Origin of the sequence: Enterococcus sp. DIV2419 (assembly GCF_051711865.1) — a bacterium.
In the GTDB taxonomy this organism is placed as follows: Bacteria; Bacillota; Bacilli; order Lactobacillales; family Enterococcaceae; genus Enterococcus; species Enterococcus faecalis.
In genome coordinates, this window is record NZ_JBIONS010000001.1 from 2,566,488 (window position 1) to 2,588,355 (window position 21,868).

The window sequence follows — 21,868 nt, forward strand, 5'->3', positions numbered from 1 at the left end:
CCACTTCTATGCTAAAACTTCTGAAATCCGTCCGTCATGTTCTGCTAATAGTTGTTTGGCTTTTTGAAAATCAACGTGGGCTTTCGCCATTACAATGGCTGGTGCCACTTCTAGCTGTGCTGCCTCCAAGTATTCTTTGGCTTGCGATTCCTCGATTTCTGCTGCTTCTTTAATGATATTCGTGGCACGTTGCATTAATTTTTCGTTCGTTGGTTGTACGTTGACCATCAAATTTTGATAGATATTCCCTACTTTAACCATAATTCCTGTTGAAAACATATTTAAAACCATTTTCTGTGCTGAACCCGCTTTCATTCTAGTTGACCCTGTAATGACTTCCGGTCCTACAATTGGCGCAATCCCAATTTCCGCCAATTGATTCATCGGACTTTGATTATTACAGGTAACTGAAATGGTTAGAGCGCCCACTTTTTTTCCGTATTCAATTGCGGAAACAGCATATGGTGTCCGACCACTAGCAGCAATCGCAATTACGACATCTCGGGCAGTCAATTGATGTTGTGTTAAATCTTCGATAGCTAATTCTTTCGAGTCTTCAGCGCCTTCAATTGCTTGATACATTGCTTTTTCACCACCAGCTAAAATACCAAATGCGCGTTCTGGCGACACACTATATGTGGGTGTTAATTCAATCGCATCCAAAGCACCTAAACGTCCAGACGTTCCTGCACCACAATAGATTAAACGGCCCCCTTTTTTAAATCGTTCTGCCGCTGCATCAATTGCTGCAGCAATCTGCGGAAGCACCTTTTCAATTGCTTGTGCTACCTTTTGGTCTTCTTGATTTATTAAAGTTACCATTTCTAATGTTGACACTTGGTCAATCTTTTTAGTCGCTTCATTTCTGGCTTCTGTCGTTAATCCTTCTAAGTTCATTTGCTTGCACACCCCTACTTCTCTTTTAGACGGCTGACAAGTTGACTCGTTTCAATCATATTACGTTCAATTTCTGTGTCTAAATCATCTTGAATTGAACCTAAATACAGAACATCGCCAATTGCCATTGACGAAGCAATCGATGAAATAGCCCCAACTCGAATGAGGTGCTCATTATTGGGGACTAAAAGAACTTCATCGCTCAATGATCGCACGTTTTCTCCATCGTTACTGGTAATAAAAATAACCGTTGCGCCCCTATTTTTGGCAATTTCACAGGCGATTAAGGCTTCTTTTGTCAAACCACTATAGGAGACCGTGATCAAAATGTCTTGTGCCGTTGCATAATTTAAAAACTCCAACATCATGTGACTATCATAATTAAAAATTGCTTGGCGACCAGCGCGGTTAAACTTGTGATAAAGATTATAAGTCGTTAAAGAAGAGGCACCAATTCCAACCAAATGAATTTTTTCCGCTTTTTTAACATGCGCGATTGCTCGTTCCAAGGCTTGTTTATCCACTGTATAAAATAAATCCTCAATCGTAGCATTTAATAAAGATTCCACTTTCATACAAATAGTATCCACCGAATCATCCGCCGCTACAATTGGATCAATATCTTTTTTACCGTTACTGGCAGCTTGTACCGCTGCAATGGATAGTTTTAACTCTTCCCAGCTGTCAAACCCTAATTGTTTAGAAAAACGGGTAACTGACGCCGGAGAAGTTTCGCTATTGCTAGCAATTTCGTTTGCTGTTAATGAGAGAAGACGGGTCGGATCCTTCAGTATATAGTCTGCGATTCTCTTATTTACTTTGGAAAAGTCCTTATATTTTTGTCTGATTGAACGGATTGGCTCCATCTTCTCATCTCCATTTCTATTTTATGAAAGTTAAAATTGCTTCGTTTGGTTCAGAAGGGATCATCTGTGCGGTAATAGTCACCCCATTATCTGTTAAACGACGAACGGTTTGAATATCTTCATCGGTTAATGCAACAGATTTTTTAATTGCTCGACTGCCTTCTTTTTGAGAAATATTGCCGACATTGAAGCTCTGTAATGGGACACCGCCATCAATTAAAGCCGCCATGTCTGCAATGTCTTTCGTAATTAAAAAGACTTTTTCTTCATCATAATTGCCTGCTAAAATTTTTTCAATCGCTTTACGTTTTGATAAAATGGATAATTTAACTCCTGCAGGTTTTGCCATTTTTAAGGCACCAATTTGTAATTGATCTTTGACAGCGGCATCATTTACTACCATGATTCTTTGTGCTCCAACCGTATTCGTCCAAACGGTTGCAACTTGTCCGTGAATTAAACGCTCATCTACTCTTGCATGTACAATTGTCATAATAAATCTCTCCTATTATATACTATTTTTTTAAAATAAACCGCCAACCCAAGCCAACATTGGTTGTAAATTGCCTAAAACCATGCCAATTAAAATTAAAACAAAGATTAGCCGTGTTGAATTCATTTTCTTTTTCCCTAGTAACCAATAGGATAAAAGAACAATCCCTAAAGGAATTAATGCGGGTAAAATTTTATCCAACATTTCTTGAACAGATAATGTTACATCTCCCATTTTATAAGTTAAATCTAATTTGTAAGTAATTACCGAAGGAATCAAACCGCCGACCACTGTTAACCCTAAAATGGCTGCACCTTGCGTAAACAATTTCATTTTATCCGCAAATTCTGTCGCAATTTTTTTCCCTTGATGGTAACCAATCCAAGTGAATTTATAGCGAACCCATAGGACCACTGCTCCGGCAATTAACGGGATCAGTAACCCAACAACCTGTCCCCCTTGCGCCATGTAAGCTGCAATCGAAAAAACAATCGCACGATAAATCGCGATAAAAATGGTATCACCAACACCAGCAAACGGACCCATTAGACCTGTTTTCAAGCCAGTAATGGCCGTTTCATCTTCAATACCAACTTCTTCTTCCAAAGCCATATCAGCTCCGACAATTAAATGCGACATGGCTGGCGTTGTATTCATAAAGCCAAGATGTGTCTTCAAGGCTTTCTTCATAGCTACTGGATCTTCACTGTATAGTCGCTTTAATGCAGGCATCATCACCCAAGCGTAACCAAGTCCTTGCATTTTTTCATAGTTCCAGCCCCACTGATAGCCAAAAAGATTACGGACGTAAACTTTATTAATATCCTTTTTTGTTAATTTGTTAGTCATCAATCTCAACCTCCTCATCATCTTCGTAAATAACCGTGCCACTTGTTGTAGCTGCGCCGCCTTTGTTATGATTCATCACATAAATCGCTGCTAAAGCCAAGCCAACCAGTGCGACACCTAAAACTGAGAAGAATTGGGCCCCATAAGCAAGTAACACGAACCCAATAATAAAATAAGGCCAGTATGTTTTAATTGGCAAGTACCGCATTAAAATAGCAATCCCCATCGCTGGTAAAATAGCACCTGCTGCTTTTAACCCATTCATCACCCAAATAGGAATCCAATTATTGATAGCGTTTACAACTTGTTCACCAAAAGCTAGGCCAATAAAAACTGGGATGACACGAGAAATCGTCCAAGGAAAAATTCCTAAAACATTGCAACGCTCGACCCCTTTATAATTGCCTTCTTCCGCATAGCGATCTGCTTTGTGTTGGAAAAACGTATTAGCCATTCTGCCTAAAATATCTAGTTGTGTCAATAATAACCCAATCGGAACCGCAACTCCGATACCATACTCTGCCCCTTTCCCTGAAATGATTGCATAAGCCGTTCCCATAATGGCCCCCGAAAGAAAGTCTGGGACTGTTGCTCCTCCATAAGTCGCTACGCCTAATGTCATCAATTGAAGCGTTGCCCCAATCATCAAACCTGTTTGAACATCTCCTAAGACTAGGCCAGTAAAAGTTGCAGCAAACAATGGTGTATATGGACCAATCTGAATAGAAATTTGGTCAAGTACACCAACAACTGTGTAAAGACATAAAATCAAAATAATACCAATCGATACTGTCATGCTTTCTCATCCTCCTTGAATGCGTTTTCTTTTTTGTATTTGTAGAATACCATTAAAGAAATATCATTTCAAGTTCTTTTTAAAAATATTTTTAAATGAAATTACATTTCTTATATAATTTTTGTGCTATACTAAAAGAAAACGGTTTAGGAGTGATTATGTGCGGGTTTTGCTGATTTATTTCATAACTATTTTTCTATCCAATACAGTTGGGGCGCTCTCTGGGATGGGTGGAGGCGTCATTATTAAGCCTGTTTTGGATTTTCTTGGGTTCCATTCGTTAAATAGTATTGCGTTCTATTCAAGTGTCGCTGTTTTTGTCATGTCCATTTCTTCGACTTATAAACAGTATCAAAATGGTGTCCAAATTGAATGGAAAAAAGCCGCGAGTATTTCGTTTGGTTCCTTAGTCGGCGGCATGTTAGGTGATTTACTTCTTAATCAGGCGATTGCACTAGCGCCAAATGAAGAAAAAGTACAACTAATCCAATATATCATCATGTTGCTGACCTTGGTTTTGGTTCTTCTCTACAATCAATTTTCCAACTGGCACTTACACCTCAACGGATTGAGCATTTTTCTGATTGTCGGATTAGGCTTAGGGATTCTATCAACCTTTTTAGGCATCGGTGGCGGTCCCATTAATGTAGCTTGCCTTATTCTCTTTTTTGGAATGGATATCAAATCAGCAACTGTCTATTCCATCATTACTATTTTTTTCTCCCAACTCGCCAAACTTGGCAATATCGGCTTGACCACAGGGTTTGCGGTTTTTGATTTGACAATGCTTTGGGCTATTATTCCTGCCGCTTTATTCGGTGGTTATGTCGGCGGTCTTTTCAGTAAAAAATTATCCCAACAACGGGTCGCCCAAATTTATAGTTTAGTTGTTTTTTTAGTTATTTTGTTAAATATGTATAATTTGTGGAGTGTTATCTAAAAAAGAAGCGCTTTGTCGTATAGACAAAGCGCTTCTTTTTTAATTAAATCACTGTTAATTTAACATCTATATTATTTCTTGTTGCTTTAGAATATGGGCAAATTTCGTGGGCTTTTTTAACAAGTTCTTCTGCTTTAGCTTGATCTACCCCATCAATATGAACTTCTAATTCAGCACCAACGCTAAATCCATCTTCTCCTTGGAATAAGGAAACACGTGCAGTTACTGTACTTTTACCTTCGACTTTTTCTTGATCCATCACTAATTCTAATGCACCGTTAAAGCAAGCACTGTAAGCCGCTGCGAATAATTGTTCTGGATTTGTTGTATTTTCTTTCTTGACACCTGGCGAAGCAACCGCATAAGAAAATGATTTATCCGGTGAGTGAACTTCTCCTGCACGTCCACCCGTATTAATGATAGTTGTTTCATAGATTTTTTTCATGTAAATTCCTCTCCTTTGTAAAGTTTTACACTTCTGAGAACTTGTTACTTACATAATTATTGTAGGAAACTTTGTCAGATACAGCAAACGTTGTGCTTGTGAATAATAAAAAATAACATTTAACGTTGTATTTTTGACGTAGAAAAAGAACCCATTCTATGATAGGATAAAGTGAACTTGTACATTTGTACACAAACTATTTTACAAAGGAGACTTTCCCTTGACACACTTACTTGATTATCAACCATTAAACCTCTACACAAACTATCAAGAAGCCGCAGAAAAAACACCAACTGTTCCAATTATTTTTGATGAATCTTTGCCTGCTTTTCCTGCACTTGGCTTAGAAACAACTTATGGTGAAAGCCATCAAGAAATTTTGAAACGGGCATATCAATTAGCCGCTTTAGGTGTAAAAAAAGGCGACAAAATTATTATTTATAAAAGTCCTAAATTCGACACGTATTTACTAGCTGTTGCAGCCTCATATCTCGCAGCCGTTCCTGTAATGGTTTCATACCATTTACCTTTTGAAACAATTGAAGTATTCGTTGATCGTTTAGAAGATCCTTATATTTTATTTGATGATGTGACTGCTGAAAAAGTTCAAGCTGTTCGTAACAGCTCTGCCAATAAAAAACTTTCGGTTGCTTCTCTTTTAGAAGCTGATGCCACGGAAGTTCCTCAAGACGAACTGACTAAAGACGAAATTGCCTACATGACCCACACCTCTGGAACAACAGGTATTCCTAAACTTATCTGTCATTCCAATCACTCTATGGGTTGGCGTACAAAATGGCAAAAAACCATTTTTACAAAAATTGCTGAAAAGAAATTAGTTGGCTTTCATATTTCGCCAGTTCATTCTCGTTTTAACATTGGCGTGTCTTCTTTAATGGCCATGGGCTTCCCTATGATGCCTTTAGCAAATGCTTCGAGCGAAAAAGTCGCTGAAATGTTCAGCACCTATCAACCAATCGCTGTAGAAACACACCCCAATAACTTCGTTCAATGGGTTCGTTTGGCCAAAGAAAAACCTGAAGCTTTCGCTAGTGTCCATTATTATCATTCTACTTTTGATGCAATTAACAACGCTACAATGGTGGCTTTCTTAAAAGCATCTGCTGCCAATGAACCAATTTTCCTACAAGTTTATGGACAAAGTGAATGCGGGCCAATGATCTTACGAGCGCATACTTTAGAATCCCTAAAAGATTCAGATGCTCGTGACATGGGCGTTGGTTTAGAGGATTTAACACAAGCTCGAATTACCGATGAAAAAGGACAAGTTTTACCTGCGATGACGGACGGCCATATCCAATTCTTATCAAAAGGACGGGCCTTAACATATTACAAAGAAGATGCCCGCTTTGCAGAAAATGTCTACGGCGAATGGTGGGACAGCGGCGATTACGGGATGTTAGATGAACGCGGCCACTTATTCTTGAAAGATCGCCAAGTAGATCTAATTGAAAACATCGACAGTAATTTAGCTATTGAAGATCATTTATTGGATGCATTAGATTTCTTAGAAGAAGTGATTATTGTCCGTGGCAAAGAAAATGAACCTCAGCCAATTTTAGCGGTTGTCCCTGGGGAAGAAATGGATTGGGATGCTTGGTGGACACAAGTAGCCGATTTACCACATTTAAACGAACCTATCATTATGGCTTTTGATGAAATCCCTCACACAGCTACTATGAAAGTGCAACGTTTACAACTAGAAAAATGGTTAAAAGAACAATAAAATAAAATTCTTTGTTAAACAGTGTTGGTCAAAAGAACGTTTAGACCAGCGTTGGAGCAAGTGGAACAGAAAGCTAAAAAGTTAACTCGTTGTAGGTTATCTTAAGTTTTAAAAAGAGGGGCAGCCATCGTTTTGACGGCTGCTCCTCTTTCTTTTGCCTACCGTTAATTAAATCCTTTTTGTGAAGAGCTTGACATGGGATGGTTCCCACAAATTATACTTAGCTTATTCAAAGAATGGAGTGAGCAAGTATGAAAATTTTAATTAAACAAGATTTCGACACGATGAGCGAATGGGCAAAAATGTTACTTCTAAGCACGATGAGCCAAGATAAACGAGTGAATTTATCAATTACCGCTGGTAAAACGCCAGCACTTGTTTACCAAAAATTAGCCTCGATTGTGAAAAATTCATCTGACTTTGATAATGTTCATTATTATAACTTTGATGAAATCCCCGTTCCTCATCAAAAGGAAGGCATTACTCTGACAGATTTGCGGACGCTGTATTTGACACCTGCGGAAATATCCGAGCAAAACATCCATCCATTAACTGTTGAAAACTTTCAACAACAAGAACAACGGATTGCTGACGCAGGCGGCTTAGATTTGATGTTAATTGGCTTAGGAGCAGATGGTCATTTTTGTGGGAACATGCCCACTACCACTCATTTTAAAAATGAAACCTATCAAGTGACCGTCACTGGTTCAGAGCCTTGGTTTGTTCCTGAAATGATGCAGCCAGGCATGACCTTTGTTACGATGGGGCCAGCCAGCATCATGAAAGTTAAGCACCTTGTCCTAATTGTAAATGGTGAACAAAAAGCTCAGATGGTCAAACAAGTGCTCCAAGGACCTGTCACAGAAACGTATCCTGCTTCTATTCTTCAACTCCACCCAAATTTAACGGTTCTCTTGGATGAAGCCGCAGCGAGTCAATTAGAAAAATAAAAAATTGCGCCTAGATTATGCTTCTCTGCATAGTCATAGGCGCAATTTTGTTATCATTACATGATTTTTTGATACTGACTGTATTTTAGCAAATTCGTCTGGGAAAGTGTAACACCAATACCAAGTCCCTGAGGCACGGTCATTGTCCCTTTCTCTAAAACAAAAGGTTCAGTGATGATATCTTCATAAAAATAGCGTTCCGTGGCTGAAATATCACCTGGAAAGGAAAAGGTAGGCTGTGACGCAAATTGCAAATTCAATGCGCGTCCAACACCAGACTCAAACATGCCACCTAACCAAACCAATAAATTATTTTCTTGGCAAAATGTGGCAATCTTCAACGCCTCGTGAATCCCACCTACACGAGGAATCTTCAAATTGATACTACGGCAACTACCCAATGCTAACGCCACTTGGCAGTCTTTGAGACTACGAATATTTTCATCCAAACAAATTCTTGTTTTCAGTTCTCTTTGTAATTGTGCGTGATCTAAAAAATCATCTGCAGCAAAAGGCTGTTCAATCATCGCTAATTGATAGTGATCTAAACGTTGCAATTGAGGCAAATCTGCCAATGTATACGCTGAATTTGCATCGACCATTAAAGGCAAGTTAGGAAAATGCTGACGAATCAAAGCAACAGGTTCCACATCATAACCGGGACGAATTTTCAGCTTCACTCGTTGATACCCTTTTTCTACAGCTAACTGAACTTGTTTAAGCAATCGAGGTAAGTCTTCTTGAATCCCTAAACTAATCCCTACAGGAATTTTCCTCCGCGTTGGTCCAAAAAATTCAGTTAAACTCTTCTGTTGCCGTTTGGCATATAAATCCCAGATGGCAGTTTCTAACGCAGCTTTTCCCATCCAATGCCCTTTAACTTCTTCAAAAATTGTTGAAACCTCTTGCGGCTGTTCAATCGCTTCTGTTAAAAGTAACGGAATTAAATGCTGTTGGATGATGAAGCGTTCGGTTACCAACGTTTCTTGCACATAATCAGGTTGCTCAAAAGCCGCTAATTCGCCAAACCCTTGATTTCCTTGCTCATCCGTTATTACAAATAGATCAAACGCTTTTTCTTCCAGGCGACCATAGCTCGTGACAAACGGCGTTTTTAAAGGCAAACGAACCTGATAGGTTTCAATTGATTGAATGTTCATTCAGATAGCTCCTTCCAATAACGCTGTCACCTTTTCATAGAAAATCGTTGGTTGTTCCAAATGGATACAATGTCCGGCTTCAGGAAAAATTGTCAGCCTCAACGACGGTTGACGTGCCTGCATTTTTTTCGCAATTCCAATAAATTTTTGATCTTCGCCGCCTACCAATAAATCGGTAGGAATCGGCTGCAATTCTGCTAGACGTTCCCAGTAACTCTCTTGCGCTCCTGTACCCATATACCACAAACTACTAGCCAACCCAAAGGCCGATTGGCTCAAACGTTCCTGACGAATGGCCATTTGCTGTGCCACAGGCAAGGCTTTTTGCGTTTGAAATAACGGTAATTCTTGCCAGAAATCAATAAAATCCACCAGCGGTTCCTCTAAGAGACGTTCCGCCAAACGATGATCTTGACAGATACGAGTCTGACGTTCTGCGGCGGTGGCCAAACCTGGCGATCCACTTTCCAATAAAAGATGCTGTACCTTTTGTGGATAATGTAATGCAAAACCTAAAGCTGTTCGAGCGCCCATTGAATAGCCTAATAAACAAAAGCAAGGCAAATTTAGCGATTCGGTTAGTTCAGCAAGATCATGGCAAACCTGTTTCATGGTATAACGCTCTGGTGCTACCAAACTAGCAGTCGCGCCATGCCCAGGTAAGTCAATTCCTAAAACGTTATAAGGTGTTTGACTGGGAAAAACGGCTGCAAACGTGGCTAACGTTCCTGTGAAACCGTGTAAACAGACTACTGTCGTTCGCTTTGCATCAAAAGGTGTTAACCATTGATAATGGTACTGCATCCCCCGAATTAACCGTTCCATGAAATCCCCTGTCTTTCTACTCGTCTACCAATTTCAGCTAAAATTGATTCGTACAAATGAACATTCTCTTGGCGATTTCCTTTGACTTCTATCACTTGAAATTGTGGTTCTTCAGCCGCTGCTTGTAAAATTTGCTTGAGCTCCGCGATTGTTTTGACTTCTTGGTACGAAGCACCGTAAAGTTCAGCAACTAACGAAAAATCTAAATCAAGCGGTGTTCCAAATAAAGGCTCGAAATCGTCCTCACGTAAAGTTCGTTGAGATAGAAAAGAGAAAATCCCGCCACCATTGTTATTTAATAAAACAATTGTTAACGGCAACTGATAACGTTTAGCCAAAAATAAACCATTCATATCATGATATAGTGCTAAATCACCAATCAGTAGAACGTTTTGCTGTGTCGGTGCTACGGCACTCATTCCTAAAGCAGTTGAAACAATCCCATCAATCCCGTTGATGCCGCGATTTCCAAACATCCGATAAGGGCGACTATCCATAAATCGATCTAAGTAGCGGATAGCCATACTATTAGATACAAATAACTGACCGTTCTCTTTCATCGTTTGGTGAACAGCTAAGCTGGCTGTTGTTTCATTTAATTCTGTCGCGTTCAGCGTTTCTAGAAGAACTTCAGAGACCGTTTTTTCCAGCAGGAGCCATTGTGCTAACCAAGTCGCTTCTGTTGGTTTGACAACCGTTAGCAGTTGTTCTACAAACGTGGTTTCCTTTGCCTGAATAACTGTTTGTGATTTTTTCAATTGCTCTTGCCATTGCCCATTTTCGTCCACAAAATAAAAAGCAGTCTCTGTCGTTGCTAAGCGTTTCAACCATAACATGATGTTTTTAGAAATTGGCAGCGAACCAAAACGCACTACCACTTCTGGTTCTTGTGGCAAGGTCGCCACATTTAGAAACAGATCACTGTGTGCAATAACAACTTCACTATTTTGCCCATGTGTCACAATGTTTGCTAAAGGATCCGCTAGTAACGGCCATTGCAAAGCTTCGGCTAATTGAATAAATAACGCCGCTTCTTCCTCTGTATGACTGCCACCGACAACCAAAACGCCGTTTTTCTGGTACCATTGATCCGCTAACTGTTGCACTTGTTCTGTAGAAAGGATTGATTGACCAGCGAATAAAGCCGTTTGTTGAGAACTCTTTGTTTTTCTCTCTAAGTCAGGTAATAATGGTTCCCGCAAAGGAAAATTCAAATGAACAGGTGCTGCAGGCGTTTGTTGCGCGAAAGCTGCTCCTTTAGCGCCTTGCCAATAGGCGTAATTCAACATCTCTTCTGTTGCTTCTGGCAAAGCCATTTCAACAAATAATTTCACGTGATTTTGATACATTTGTAATTGGTCCATGGCTTGAGGAGCACCAACTTGACGTAACTCATGCGGCCGATCCGTTGTTAAAACGACTAAAGGCACATGGCTAATATTGGCTTCACAAATTGCTGGATAATAGTTTGCAGCTGCTGTTCCAGAGGTACAAAGTAAGACCACTGGTTTTTGACTCGCTTTACTTAATCCTAAAGCAAAAAAAGCAGCGGAACGTTCATCGACATCGACAAAAGTTTGGATTGCGGTTTCCCGATGAAGTAATAAAGCCAGTGGTGTGGAACGGGACCCTGGACTAATGACTGCTTGTTCAACCCCACTATTTTTTAAGCCTTCAATAAAGGCCGTTAAATAATCGGTCATTGTTTCTTGATGATTCATTAAACCTGCCCTCCAATTCCTCGTAACATCGGTTGAAATTTTATTTTCGTTTCTTCTCTTTCTAGCTCTGCTTGGGAATCCGCAACAATACCACAACCTGCATAAAGAACGCCTTGCTGACCAGCAAAGACACCTGAACGCAAGGCCACAGCGAACTCGCCACTATCATCATTCCCTGAAATCCAACCGATTGGCGCACCATATAACCCACGACTCCCTGGCTCATATTGTCGAATCCATTCGACTGCCAACTCTTTGGGCTCACCACCTAAAGCTGGCGTTGGGTGTAGCTGCATCACACTTTCCAAAAACGAAATTCCCGGTTTACGTTGACCCGAGATTGGCACATAAAGATGTTGTACATCTCGATTTTCCAAAATAATGGGTGCTTGAATACTGTTTTCAGAAGTCGTCATCTTTGCCAACTCTTTCGCTAAACGTTCCACCACAATTTGGTGTTCTCCGGTATTTTTGCGGTCTTGTAAAAGTTGTGCTCCTAAAGCTTTCGTTTCTTCTGGTGTTTGACCCGTTTTAATGGTTCCTGCAATACAAGCGGTCGCAAACGTTTCTTTAGTACCCAACAGAAGTCGTTCTGGTGTTGCACCAATGAAACTTGTGTCTTTGGCTTCTAAAGCAAACAAATACGTATTTTGTTGTTGTGCCATTAAATTAACGAGCACTTGGTTACTTCGAATTTTTTCAGGACTGCTCACAGCAAGTTGTCGAGCCAAAACCACTTTTTTTAAAGGGCCATCTTCTCTTAAGACTGCTACTGTTTCGTTGACAGCTTGTAGCCATTCAGTCACGGCAACTTCTTCCTTGTCAATCTTTGTTTCCGCTACAGCTGGCAACTCCTCACAGGTAGCTAACAAGCGATCAAACTGAGCCACCAAAGTCGACCAACGTTCCTCGACTTCTTGTTCACTAGAACCTGAAAAGTTCAGCGTTCCATAAATACGTGAACCTGAAAAAGTAAATAGAATACTTGGTAGATAAAACCAACCTTCCCCTAACTCTCCCCAGGCCTCAGTAGGCGTTTGTTCTGTATCAAAAGGCAAACCGCCAAACAGAAGAGCCCCCGTACCAGAAATAGACATATTTTGAAAACGAGTTGCCGCCTCTTTTTTTAAAAAGTTGTTCAATTGATGCGTTTCTGTTTCTGCGCCTTTTAAGATAGTTTCATATCCGAAGCCAACCAAAGCAAAATCTTTTTTCGGCGTTTGCCAAAAAAAACGTTCTCCTTGGTATGCCTTTTCACCAGCGGCAAAAATTGCCAAGGCTGTTTGTTCTGTTTCTAATGGAAAAACCCAACTGAACTGACGGGCATTCTTCTGATAGGCTTGTCGTAATTCATCAGGCAATTTCATCTGATTAAAAACGCCTCTCTTTCTTCTGTCATGAAACGATGTTTGGCAATCTTTCCACTTGCTGTTTGCGGGAAAGAATGACAAAAATAAATGCGTTTCGGTCGTTTATATTTTGCCAGTTTTCGTGAACACTGGTCTTGAATTTGCGCTAAGGTGATTTCTTGGTCACTAATCACATATGCAACTGGGACGGCTCCCCATTGCGCATCTGGTTCTCCTACAACTGCCGCTGCTTTAATTCCTGTTATCGCCTGTAACACCTGTTCAACCTCAGTGGGGTAAATATTTTCACCACCAGAGATAATGAGTTCACTTAAACGACTAACCAAATACAGGTAACCTTGTGCATCTAAATAGCCCATGTCGCCTGTTTTAAACCAACCATCCGCTGTCCATTTTTCAGGTTGACGCTGGTTAAGGTAACCTGAAACAACGTTTGGTCCCTTAAGTAAAATTTCCCCGACTTGCTTTTCTGGCTGTTCTTGTCCTAGTTCATCAACAATTTTGATCTGCATATCTTTTAACGGTTGCCCAGCAGAGCCGATTTTCAGTGCCGCATCTTCAAATTTCAAGGCAACAACTTGCGAACACGTTTCCGTCATCCCATAAGATTGAATGACTGGAATCCCTTTTTCCTCACACTGCGCTAATTTATCCAGAGCAATCGGTCCGCCGCCTAATAGCATTCCTTTAAAGCTGACGCTGTAGCCAGCTTCAGGATAGACAGACAATAATTGTTGTAACATTGTCGCAACCACTGAAATGACGGTTCCACGGCCTTCTTGTAAATCTTGTGTCACTTGCTGTTCATCAAATTTATCGTAAAGGCGAATACTACAACCTAAGACGAGTTGTCGAACAACAATCGACAATCCGCTAATGTGAAATAATGGGACTGCACACAACCAACAATCTTCAGCAGTAATCCCCATATTTTCTTGGGTGCCTCTAGCACTGGCCAAATGATTTTTAAACCGTTGCAAGACCCCTTTAGGCTGTCCTGTAGTTCCAGATGTATACATAATAGAAGCCACCGACTCTAAGTCACTTGGCTGTTGAAACTCCTGATGTGAAAGACTATGCTGTTTTTTAATCATTGGCTGAACGTCGACAAAAGAAATCTCCTCTAACAAAGCCTGCGTTTCAGGCGCACCAATAATCGTTTTAACTTGCGCATCTTTTAACTGAAAAGTCAGTTCAGCAAGTGTCAAATGCGTATTTAAAAATAATAACTCTTTCCCCAATTCCCATAAGGCTAGAATTGAAAAATACAACTCTTTGCTGTTCTTACTGAATAAAGCCACACGTTTTTCTTCTGGTGCAAGCACCTGTTGATATGTGGCTACCCAATGGCTGACTTCTTGTTGCACTTCTAAAAACGTCCAAGATTCATCCTGAAAATAAAAAGCAGGATGATCGGGACGTTTTTGTACTTGTTTATTTAACCAAGTCATTGGTTTATGGGAATTTAGGGAATTGATCGAAATCTGGTGTCCGTTTTTCTTTAAATGCATCTCGGCCTTCTTGTGCTTCAGCCATTGTATAGTAAAGAAGTGTCGCATCACCAGCTAATTGTTGCACACCAGCCAAACCATCTGTATCGGCATTTAAAGAGGCTTTAATCATCCGTAAAGCAATCGGGCTTTTGGTTAACATTTCTTCTGCCCACTCCATTGTCACATCTTCTACTTGATCCAATGGAACAACGGTATTAATCCAACCCATATCTAAGGCTTCTTGGGCAGAATATTGTTTACACATAAACCAAACTTCTTTTGCTTTTTTATGGCCGATAACACGCGCTAAGTAACCTGAGCCGTATCCACCATCAAAGCTACCGACATTTGGTCCTGTTTGCCCAAACTTAGCATTTTCCGCCGCAATTGTTAAATCACAAACTAATTGTAAAACATTGCCGCCGCCAATGGACCAGCCTTTCACCATTGCGATGACTGGTTTGGGAATGACACGGATTAACCGTTGTAAATCTAACACATTTAAACGTGGAATGTTGTCTTCGCCAACGTAACCACCATTACCTCGAACTTTTTGATCGCCACCAGAACAGAATGCTTGGTCACCTGCGCCTGTTAAAATAATAACCCCGACATCTTCTTTATCACGACTAATGTTGAATGCATCAATCATTTCCATGACTGTTTTTGGTGTGAATGCGTTGTGAACATGCGGGCGGTTGATAGTAATTTTTGCTACTTTGCCTGCTTGCTCAAATAAAATTTCATCATATTCTTTAATTGTTGTCCAGTTTCTCATTAGGAAACCTCCTTCATTAATCTCATCTTTTCTATTATACACAAGAATCGGCACTTTAGAGAAAAAGTCGCTTGAATTTTAAGAAAAAACATGGCTATTTCAAATTTTCTTCATTCCTGTATAATAAATAAAAAACCTTTTATTCTCTCTTTTATTAGAAAGGACTGATTACTATTCATCTTTTAGAGTATTTAGGCATCACGATTCAACACGTTTCTGCTGAGAAATGTCAGCTTACTTTAGCGGTAAAAGACGTGCATAAACAACCCTATGGCCTTGTCCACGGGGGCTTAAACGGCGTCTTAATTGAAACTGCCTGTAGTTTAGGTGCGAACGAAAACGTTCCTGAAAACACTTTTGCTGTCGGCATAGACTTACAAGTAAATCATCTTCGTAGTGTCCATGATGGTAGCCTTACCGTGATTGCGACACCCGATCACTCGGGAAAGACCCTTCAAGTTTGGGAAGCAAAAATTTATAACGCAGACCACCAATTGACGAGCGTGGGGCGTTGTACCTTAACAAATCGACAAAAAAAACAGTAATCTTTACAGGTTACTGTTTTTTTGTTTATGGTTTTTAATAAGTAATTAGATTACTTCGTTTATTTAATTTTAGTACCAACCATTTGCTAACCAGAATGATTTAGCTGCATCCCATGAACCATAGCGACCTGCTACGTACTGATCTGCCACGCGTTCTTGGTTGGCAGGTGAATAGTCACCATTTAAATAAGAGGCAGATAATTGGTAACGACCGATATACTGACCGTTTGTTGCATCGTAAGAACCACTAGATTCACGTTGTGCGATCCACTCTTTTGCATCACTGCTTGCGGCAGGTGCTGCTGGTTGCGCTACTTCTTGAGCAACAGGTTGTTGTACTGGTTGTGCAACAGGTTGTTCAACTACTTGTTGAACTGGTGCAACTTCTACAGCTGGTGCTGGAGTATTAGCAACTTCTTTTTCTGAACGAATAACTAATTGTTCTCCTTCAAAAATTAAATCAAGGTTTGGCAATTTGTTATCAGAAGCAATTTTTTGAATTAAGCTATTGTCTCCTGCAAATTGATGAGAAATTGTTGATAAAGTATCTCCTGCTTTAACTGTATATAAGCTTTCTGCGTTTGCGTCTGTTCCTAAGAATAATCCTAAACCTGCGGCCAAAGTTGTTCCAAGTAAAATCGTTTTGATTGATTTCATGTATGTTTCTCCTTTGTAATTAAAAATATTTGATTGTTGCTCTTAGCTCTCGGCAACAACCACGTCTGCTTCGCTTTATCGAAACGACTTCACATACTTTATCATCGAATGGCCGGCCGTAGGTGAATATCTCGTGACAATTTATTACTAGAATGTCGGTTTTGTTACATTTTGTAATAAAAAGCTGCTGGAAGCTTGATATTATCCTGTTTATATTTTGCGAAAAAAAGTTAAAAAAACAGGATTTTATTTTTGAGAAACCGTTTTCCAACCCTTGATTAGCCCTTAAATGTCGGTTTTTTTACATTCGTTTCAGTCAAAAAGTAACAAAATGTTAAAGATACTAGACATGAGAATGTTTTTTCAAAAACTCACGCCTAAAAAGAACAGGTGTTTTCTTTGAATTTTTTTATCATTCACTATTTTTATTTTTCCTTCTATTATATAGTTAAATTTTTTATCGTATTCATTTTTCGATTCTGAAAAAACACTAAGCACTTCCTATTGAAACAAAAAGAGTTAAACAAAAAAATCTTATATTTTGCTTGTTATTTATTCATTTTAATCTTATTCAAAAAAGGAACAGCTAAAACGACTGTGAAAACAAAGTATTGAAAATAAAGCAGAATAAATATTCATTTTTATCATAATTCACGAATAAAAAACAAACAATCACTCGAACGCTTGTTATTTAAAAACATAATCAGTTTTTTCTCTTTCTATTTTCCAATCTATGAGTAATAAAATATATGAATCTACATTTAAGTCATTTTATTATCAAATATTCTGAATATTATAAGAATTGGAGTTTTATCTATGAGTGACAAAGAACAACTTGAGAAATTAGACAAATCCTTTCTGGGACAACCGAAAGGACTAGCAACACTGTTCTTCACAGAAATGTGGGAACGTTTCAGTTACTACGGCATGCGTGCTATTCTAATGTATTACATTTACGATACCGTAGCCAATGGCGGTTTAGGTCTCCCCAAAGCAACTGCCTTAGCCATCATGTCCATTTATGGATCAATGGTTTTCATGTCCAGTATCATTGGCGGTTGGGTCTCTGACCGTGTCTTAGGTTCAAGGAAAACTGTTTTTATTGGTGGTTTGTTAATCATTGCTGGACATATTGTTCTCGCTACCCCATTTGGTGTCCCCGCCTTATTCGTTTCTATTATGTTAATTGTATTTGGGACTGGGATGTTAAAACCAAACGTTTCAGGGATGGTTGGCCATCTTTATTCAAAAACTGACTTACGTAGAGATGCAGGCTTCTCCATTTTTTACATGGGGATTAATATCGGAGCCTTAATCGCTCCCCTTGTTGTCGGAACCTTAGGACAAGAATATAATTATCATTTAGGCTTTTCCGTTGCCGCAGTTGGGATGTTCTTCGGGTTACTACAATATTATTTCCAAGGACGTAAATCTCTGGCTGGGATTGGTCAGGCCCCAACTAATCCAATGTCTAAAGAAGAGCAAAAGAAATTTGCTAAAGCATTTATGTTAGCAATTGTCGTTGCTTTACTTATTTTTGGTGGCGCCTATGTCACAGGACATTTAACAATTGATTTCTTTATTAATACCATCAGCGTGTTAGGAATCCTGTTACCTGTTTATTATTTCAGCAAAATGTTAACGTCTAAAGATGTCACTGCTGAAGAAAAACCAAAAGTTCTGGCTTACTTGCCATTATTCTTAGCAGCAATTGTTTTCTGGTCATTGGAAGAACAAGGTTCGTCTATTCTTGCTCTATTTGCAAATGAACGGACGCAAACGAGTTTGTTTGGCTTCCCGATTGCCGCTAGCTGGTTCCAATCATTAAATCCTGTATTCGTAGTTATTTTGACCCCTATTTTTGTTACATTATGGACAAAACTAGGTAAACGTCAACCGTCAACAGTTGTGAAGTTTTCACTAGGGCTAGTCTTTGCTGGTCTTTCCTTCGTCTTATTAATGTTGCCAGGTCTACTTTATGGTACCGAAGGACGGGTGAGTCCACTTTGGTTATTCTTTAGTTTCTTCATTATGATTGTCGGAGAAATGTGTTTATCTCCCGTTGGCTTATCGATTACTACAAAATTAGCACCGAAAGCTTTCGAAGCTCAAACCGTTGCTATTTGGTTATTAGCAGATGCCGCTTCACAAGCCATTAACGCTCAAATTGCTCGTTTCTATACACCTGGAACAGAGTCAGCATATTTTGGGATTGTCGGACTTGTAGCTGTCGTTGCTGGGATTCTCTTATTCATTGTGAAAAAACCAATCCAAAACTTAATGGGTGACGTCCGTTAAACCGTCAAAAAAGTTGCCTTTCTCTTTTTTGAAAGGCAACTTTTTTATACAGCGTTTTGATAACGTTTTCATCAAGTGGTATACTAAATAGAAGGAGGACGAGGACATGCGTTACTTAATTGGCGGTATTTTTTTATTGATTAGTATCTGGCAATTCATTGTTACTGGACGGACATTTTCCTATTTAAAGAAAGAGGGCGGTAAAAGAACCTCACCATTTATTCTGTTAGGACTATGGAGTAGTTTAGTGTTTGCTATTATTTCATTTGCTGTGGCGATTGCTTCTTTCTTTTATGTGAGTTTTTAGTAGAAGGCTAGCCATAAGTAAAAGGAGCGAGATTGCTAGTCTCGCTCCTTTACTTATTTATTATGGTTGTTTTCCAATATAAGCTAAAATTCCACCATCGACATATAAGATATGTCCGTTAACAAAGTCAGAAGCGTTAGATGCTAAGAAAACTGCTGGGCCAGCTAAGTCTGCTGGTGTGCCCCAACGATTAGCAGGTGTTCGTCCCAAGATGAATTCGTTAAATGGATGCCCTGGTTCTCTTAATGGCGCCGTCTGTGGCGTTTCAATGTAGCCAGGTCCAATCCCATTACATTGAATATTATATTGTCCATATTCAGAAGCAATATTTTTCGTTAACATTTTTAGTCCGCCTTTTGCTGCCGCGTACGCACTAACTGTTTCACGACCTAGTTCACTCATCATTGAACAGATATTGATAATTTTGCCATGACCCTTTTCAATCATATCTGGAATAACCGCTTTTGCCATAATAAATGGCGCATTCAAGTCAACATCAATCACTTGACGGAACTCTTCTGCTGACATATCCACCATTGGAATTCGTTTAATAATTCCCGCATTATTGACTAAAATATCAATAGAGCCGACTTCTTCTTTAATCTGAGCGACCATCGCTTGAACTTGCTCTTCATCAGTGACATCACACACATAACCACGTGCTTCAATCCCTGCGGCCCGATAATTTTCCAAGCCTTGTTCAACTGATTCAGGAGATAAGTTATTAAAAACAATTGTTGCTCCTGCTTCAGCTAGGGATTTCGCAATCTCAAAGCCAATCCCATAAACAGCACCTGTAATTAACGCTACTTTTCCATCTAATTGAAAATCATTCATTTTAAATTCCATGTTTTCTCCTCTTTCTTTGGTTTATTTTAATTGATCCATTGCAACCATATCCATGTCTGTGTACGTAATATTTTCTCCGCACATGGCCCAAATAAAGGAATAATTACTTGTACCAACCCCAGAATGAATTGACCAGCTTGGTGAAATGGCTGCTTGTTCATTACTCATTACTAAATGTTTCGTTTCGTCTGGTTTACCCATCATGTGGAAAATCCGCGTATCTTCTTCCATATCAAAATAAACATACGCTTCCATACGACGTTCATGTGTATGACAAGGCATTGTATTCCAAGCGCTACCTGGTTCTAAAATGGTGTAGCCCATTTGTAACTGGCAACTTTCACAAACGTTCGGATGAATGTATTGGTAAATTTTACGTTGGTTCAATGTTAATGGATCACCCGTTTCCATTGGGGTAATTTCATCAATACTAATTTTTACGTTGGGATATTTATGATGTGCTGGCACACAACTAATGTAAAATTTCGCTGGATTATCAGGGTTTTCTGAAGAAAAACGAACATGTTTTGTTTCTTTCCCAATATAATAGCCATCTTGTTTTTTCATTGTTTCTTTGGCGCCATCAATTTCAATAAAGCCTGGTCCCCCAATATTAATAACCCCTAGTTCACGGCGTTCTAAGAAATAGTCAACCCCTAATTCTTTGTCCAAAATAATTTCTAATTCTTCTGTGGTCGGTGTCACACCACCAAAAATCATCCGATCATTATGTGTGTAGGTTAAGCTGATTGCACCTGGAATAAAAACTTTCTCTACTAAAAATTCATCTCTCAATTGTTCTGTTGAATAGTGACGGATATCCGCCGGACTATGTGTATAACGTGTTTCCATATTTTGCATAACTAAAATCTCCTATCTATTTATTTTTCCTGAGCCCGTTGCCAAAAAAGCAAGGACTTCTTTTTGACTAAATTGATTACAATCACCATGGACAGTATGTTTTAACGCACTAGCCGCTGTCGCAAAATCAATACAGGTTTGTGGATCATAGGCAGCTAATAAACCATGTAAAACCCCACCAGCAAACGCATCACCGGCACCGATACGGTCAACAATCGGTTGTAATCGATGACATTTGGACGTATAATACACACCTTTGTACCATAGCGTTCCGATTAATTCATTATCTGTCGCTGAATGAACTTGACGTTTGGTTGAATAAAATACTTGAATGTTGGGATAACGTTCTTGCATTTTCCGGTAGTACCACGTTAATGCGTCTTCAAGTTCTTCCTCTGGTTCTGGAATCTCCAATAAATAACGAGCATCTAATACCCCAGCTGAACAAATATCAACAAATGGAAGAATGGCCTTCAATGCCACGCTCGCTTCTTTCTGGGACCAAAGTTTCCCTCGATAATTAATGTCAAAACTTACTTGGCACCCTGCTTGCTTCGCTGCTTTAACTAACGCAACCGTCATACTTTGCCAATTTTTTGATAACGCCGCTGTAATCCCTGAAATATGAAAGATCTCTACTCCTGAAAACAGCTCATGTAAGTCCCATTCCATTTCTTCGATTTGAGCAAAGCTTGAATAGACGCGATCATAGACAACACTGGCTGCTCGTTCTCCTGTACCAGTTTCCAAGTAATACGTTCCTAGACGTGTTCCGCCAGTTCGTACAAATTCCGTTGAAACCCCATAACGACTTAAATGCTTTTTGGCGGCTTCTCCTAATGAATTATCGGGCACTTTACTAGCAAAAATCACTTGGTGGCCATAGTTCGCTAACGAAATCGCTACATTCGCTTCACCACCGCCGTAATGTACAGCGAAATTTTCTGTTTGTGCTACGCGTATTCCGACAGGCGTGGACAAACGCAACATGATTTCTCCCAATGTTACGACTTTCCCCATG

Annotated in this window: 22 protein-coding genes; 6 read left to right on the forward strand and 16 right to left on the reverse strand. The window is 39.5% G+C overall.

Going from position 1 to position 21,868, the window contains the following annotated elements:
• Positions 1 to 6: 6 nt before the first annotated feature.
• The 5 genes from murQ to IGI97_RS12075 are packed head-to-tail and all read right to left on the reverse strand — an operon-like array spanning position 7 to position 3,901.
• Positions 7 to 897, reverse strand: coding sequence for an N-acetylmuramic acid 6-phosphate etherase (gene murQ, locus IGI97_RS12055; RefSeq protein WP_002361198.1), 891 nt, complete (start codon positions 895 to 897; stop codon positions 7 to 9).
• A 14-nt stretch (positions 898 to 911) separates the two neighbouring features.
• Positions 912 to 1,763, reverse strand: a complete 852-nt coding sequence (locus tag IGI97_RS12060; RefSeq protein WP_002355339.1) for a MurR/RpiR family transcriptional regulator — start codon at positions 1,761 to 1,763, stop codon at positions 912 to 914.
• A gap of 16 nt (positions 1,764 to 1,779) precedes the next feature.
• Complete coding sequence (locus tag IGI97_RS12065) at positions 1,780 to 2,256, reverse strand: PTS system mannose/fructose/N-acetylgalactosamine-transporter subunit IIB (protein WP_002355337.1); 477 nt, start codon at positions 2,254 to 2,256, stop codon at positions 1,780 to 1,782.
• Positions 2,257 to 2,286: 30 nt separating this feature from the next.
• A complete protein-coding gene (locus IGI97_RS12070) occupies positions 2,287 to 3,105 on the reverse strand; it encodes a PTS system mannose/fructose/sorbose family transporter subunit IID (RefSeq protein ID WP_002355336.1) in 819 nt (272 codons plus the stop codon).
• On the reverse strand, positions 3,098 to 3,901 hold the full coding sequence (locus IGI97_RS12075; RefSeq protein WP_002358431.1) for a PTS mannose/fructose/sorbose/N-acetylgalactosamine transporter subunit IIC: 804 nt from the start codon (positions 3,899 to 3,901) through the stop codon (positions 3,098 to 3,100). Before IGI97_RS12075 ends, IGI97_RS12070 begins: the two co-directional genes overlap by 8 nt.
• 169 nt (positions 3,902 to 4,070) lie before the next feature.
• Between IGI97_RS12075 and IGI97_RS12080 the strand changes: the two genes are divergently transcribed.
• Complete coding sequence (locus IGI97_RS12080) at positions 4,071 to 4,841, forward strand: sulfite exporter TauE/SafE family protein (protein ID WP_225583261.1); 771 nt, start codon at positions 4,071 to 4,073, stop codon at positions 4,839 to 4,841.
• A 43-nt stretch (positions 4,842 to 4,884) separates the two neighbouring features.
• On the opposite strand, the gene IGI97_RS12085 is transcribed toward IGI97_RS12080, so the two are convergent.
• Entirely contained in the window at positions 4,885 to 5,286 is a 402-nt protein-coding gene (locus IGI97_RS12085) for an organic hydroperoxide resistance protein (protein ID WP_002355332.1), read from the reverse strand.
• Positions 5,287 to 5,506: 220 nt separating this feature from the next.
• Here IGI97_RS12085 and IGI97_RS12090 point away from each other — a divergent pair, with 220 nt between their 5' ends.
• Both IGI97_RS12090 and IGI97_RS12095 read left to right on the forward strand, forming a co-directional pair.
• On the forward strand, positions 5,507 to 7,033 hold the full coding sequence (locus IGI97_RS12090; protein WP_002361196.1) for an AMP-binding protein: 1,527 nt from the start codon (positions 5,507 to 5,509) through the stop codon (positions 7,031 to 7,033).
• 251 nt (positions 7,034 to 7,284) lie between these two features.
• Positions 7,285 to 7,983 carry a glucosamine-6-phosphate deaminase gene (locus IGI97_RS12095; RefSeq protein WP_002355326.1) on the forward strand — a complete coding sequence of 233 codons (699 nt, stop codon included), beginning with the start codon at positions 7,285 to 7,287 and terminating at the stop codon, positions 7,981 to 7,983.
• A gap of 56 nt (positions 7,984 to 8,039) precedes the next feature.
• Here IGI97_RS12095 and menC read toward each other — a convergent pair whose 3' ends face one another.
• Genes menC through menB form a run of 6 tightly spaced genes read right to left on the reverse strand, consistent with a single transcriptional unit; the run spans position 8,040 to position 15,384 of the window.
• Entirely contained in the window at positions 8,040 to 9,143 is a 1,104-nt protein-coding gene (menC, locus tag IGI97_RS12100) for an o-succinylbenzoate synthase (RefSeq protein WP_438738709.1), read from the reverse strand.
• A complete protein-coding gene (gene menH, locus IGI97_RS12105) occupies positions 9,144 to 9,968 on the reverse strand; it encodes a 2-succinyl-6-hydroxy-2,4-cyclohexadiene-1-carboxylate synthase (RefSeq protein ID WP_185931614.1) in 825 nt (274 codons plus the stop codon).
• Positions 9,956 to 11,689, reverse strand: coding sequence for a 2-succinyl-5-enolpyruvyl-6-hydroxy-3-cyclohexene-1-carboxylic-acid synthase (menD, locus tag IGI97_RS12110; RefSeq protein ID WP_202489134.1), 1,734 nt, complete (start codon positions 11,687 to 11,689; stop codon positions 9,956 to 9,958). The genes menH and menD overlap by 13 nt, the downstream gene beginning before the upstream one ends.
• Complete coding sequence (locus IGI97_RS12115) at positions 11,689 to 13,056, reverse strand: isochorismate synthase (protein ID WP_002407297.1); 1,368 nt, start codon at positions 13,054 to 13,056, stop codon at positions 11,689 to 11,691. The genes menD and IGI97_RS12115 overlap by 1 nt, the downstream gene beginning before the upstream one ends.
• On the reverse strand, positions 13,053 to 14,510 hold the full coding sequence (locus IGI97_RS12120) for an o-succinylbenzoate--CoA ligase (protein ID WP_002379071.1): 1,458 nt from the start codon (positions 14,508 to 14,510) through the stop codon (positions 13,053 to 13,055). Before IGI97_RS12120 ends, IGI97_RS12115 begins: the two co-directional genes overlap by 4 nt.
• A gap of 4 nt (positions 14,511 to 14,514) precedes the next feature.
• Entirely contained in the window at positions 14,515 to 15,384 is an 870-nt protein-coding gene (menB, locus tag IGI97_RS12125; RefSeq protein ID WP_002391106.1) for a 1,4-dihydroxy-2-naphthoyl-CoA synthase, read from the reverse strand.
• Between the two features lie 110 nt (positions 15,385 to 15,494).
• On the opposite strand from menB, the gene IGI97_RS12130 reads away from it, so the two are divergent.
• A complete protein-coding gene (locus IGI97_RS12130; RefSeq protein WP_002361187.1) occupies positions 15,495 to 15,875 on the forward strand; it encodes a PaaI family thioesterase in 381 nt (126 codons plus the stop codon).
• Positions 15,876 to 15,944: 69 nt separating this feature from the next.
• Here IGI97_RS12130 and IGI97_RS12135 read toward each other — a convergent pair whose 3' ends face one another.
• On the reverse strand, positions 15,945 to 16,532 hold the full coding sequence (locus tag IGI97_RS12135; RefSeq protein ID WP_104669557.1) for a LysM peptidoglycan-binding domain-containing protein: 588 nt from the start codon (positions 16,530 to 16,532) through the stop codon (positions 15,945 to 15,947).
• Positions 16,533 to 17,348: 816 nt separating this feature from the next.
• Between IGI97_RS12135 and IGI97_RS12140 the strand changes: the two genes are divergently transcribed.
• On the forward strand, positions 17,349 to 18,830 hold the full coding sequence (locus IGI97_RS12140; protein WP_002355315.1) for a peptide MFS transporter: 1,482 nt from the start codon (positions 17,349 to 17,351) through the stop codon (positions 18,828 to 18,830).
• Positions 18,831 to 18,936: 106 nt separating this feature from the next.
• Positions 18,937 to 19,137, forward strand: a complete 201-nt coding sequence (locus tag IGI97_RS12145; RefSeq protein WP_002355314.1) for a hypothetical protein — start codon at positions 18,937 to 18,939, stop codon at positions 19,135 to 19,137.
• 60 nt (positions 19,138 to 19,197) lie between these two features.
• On the opposite strand, the gene IGI97_RS12150 is transcribed toward IGI97_RS12145, so the two are convergent.
• The 3 genes from IGI97_RS12150 to IGI97_RS12160 are packed head-to-tail and all read right to left on the reverse strand — an operon-like array spanning position 19,198 to position 21,867.
• Positions 19,198 to 19,986, reverse strand: a complete 789-nt coding sequence (locus IGI97_RS12150) for a gluconate 5-dehydrogenase (RefSeq protein ID WP_002362994.1) — start codon at positions 19,984 to 19,986, stop codon at positions 19,198 to 19,200.
• Positions 19,987 to 20,007: 21 nt separating this feature from the next.
• On the reverse strand, positions 20,008 to 20,847 hold the full coding sequence (gene kduI / locus IGI97_RS12155; RefSeq protein ID WP_002355301.1) for a 5-dehydro-4-deoxy-D-glucuronate isomerase: 840 nt from the start codon (positions 20,845 to 20,847) through the stop codon (positions 20,008 to 20,010).
• A 12-nt stretch (positions 20,848 to 20,859) separates the two neighbouring features.
• A complete protein-coding gene (locus tag IGI97_RS12160; RefSeq protein ID WP_438738711.1) occupies positions 20,860 to 21,867 on the reverse strand; it encodes a PfkB family carbohydrate kinase in 1,008 nt (335 codons plus the stop codon).
• Between the last annotated feature and the right edge of the window lies 1 nt (position 21,868).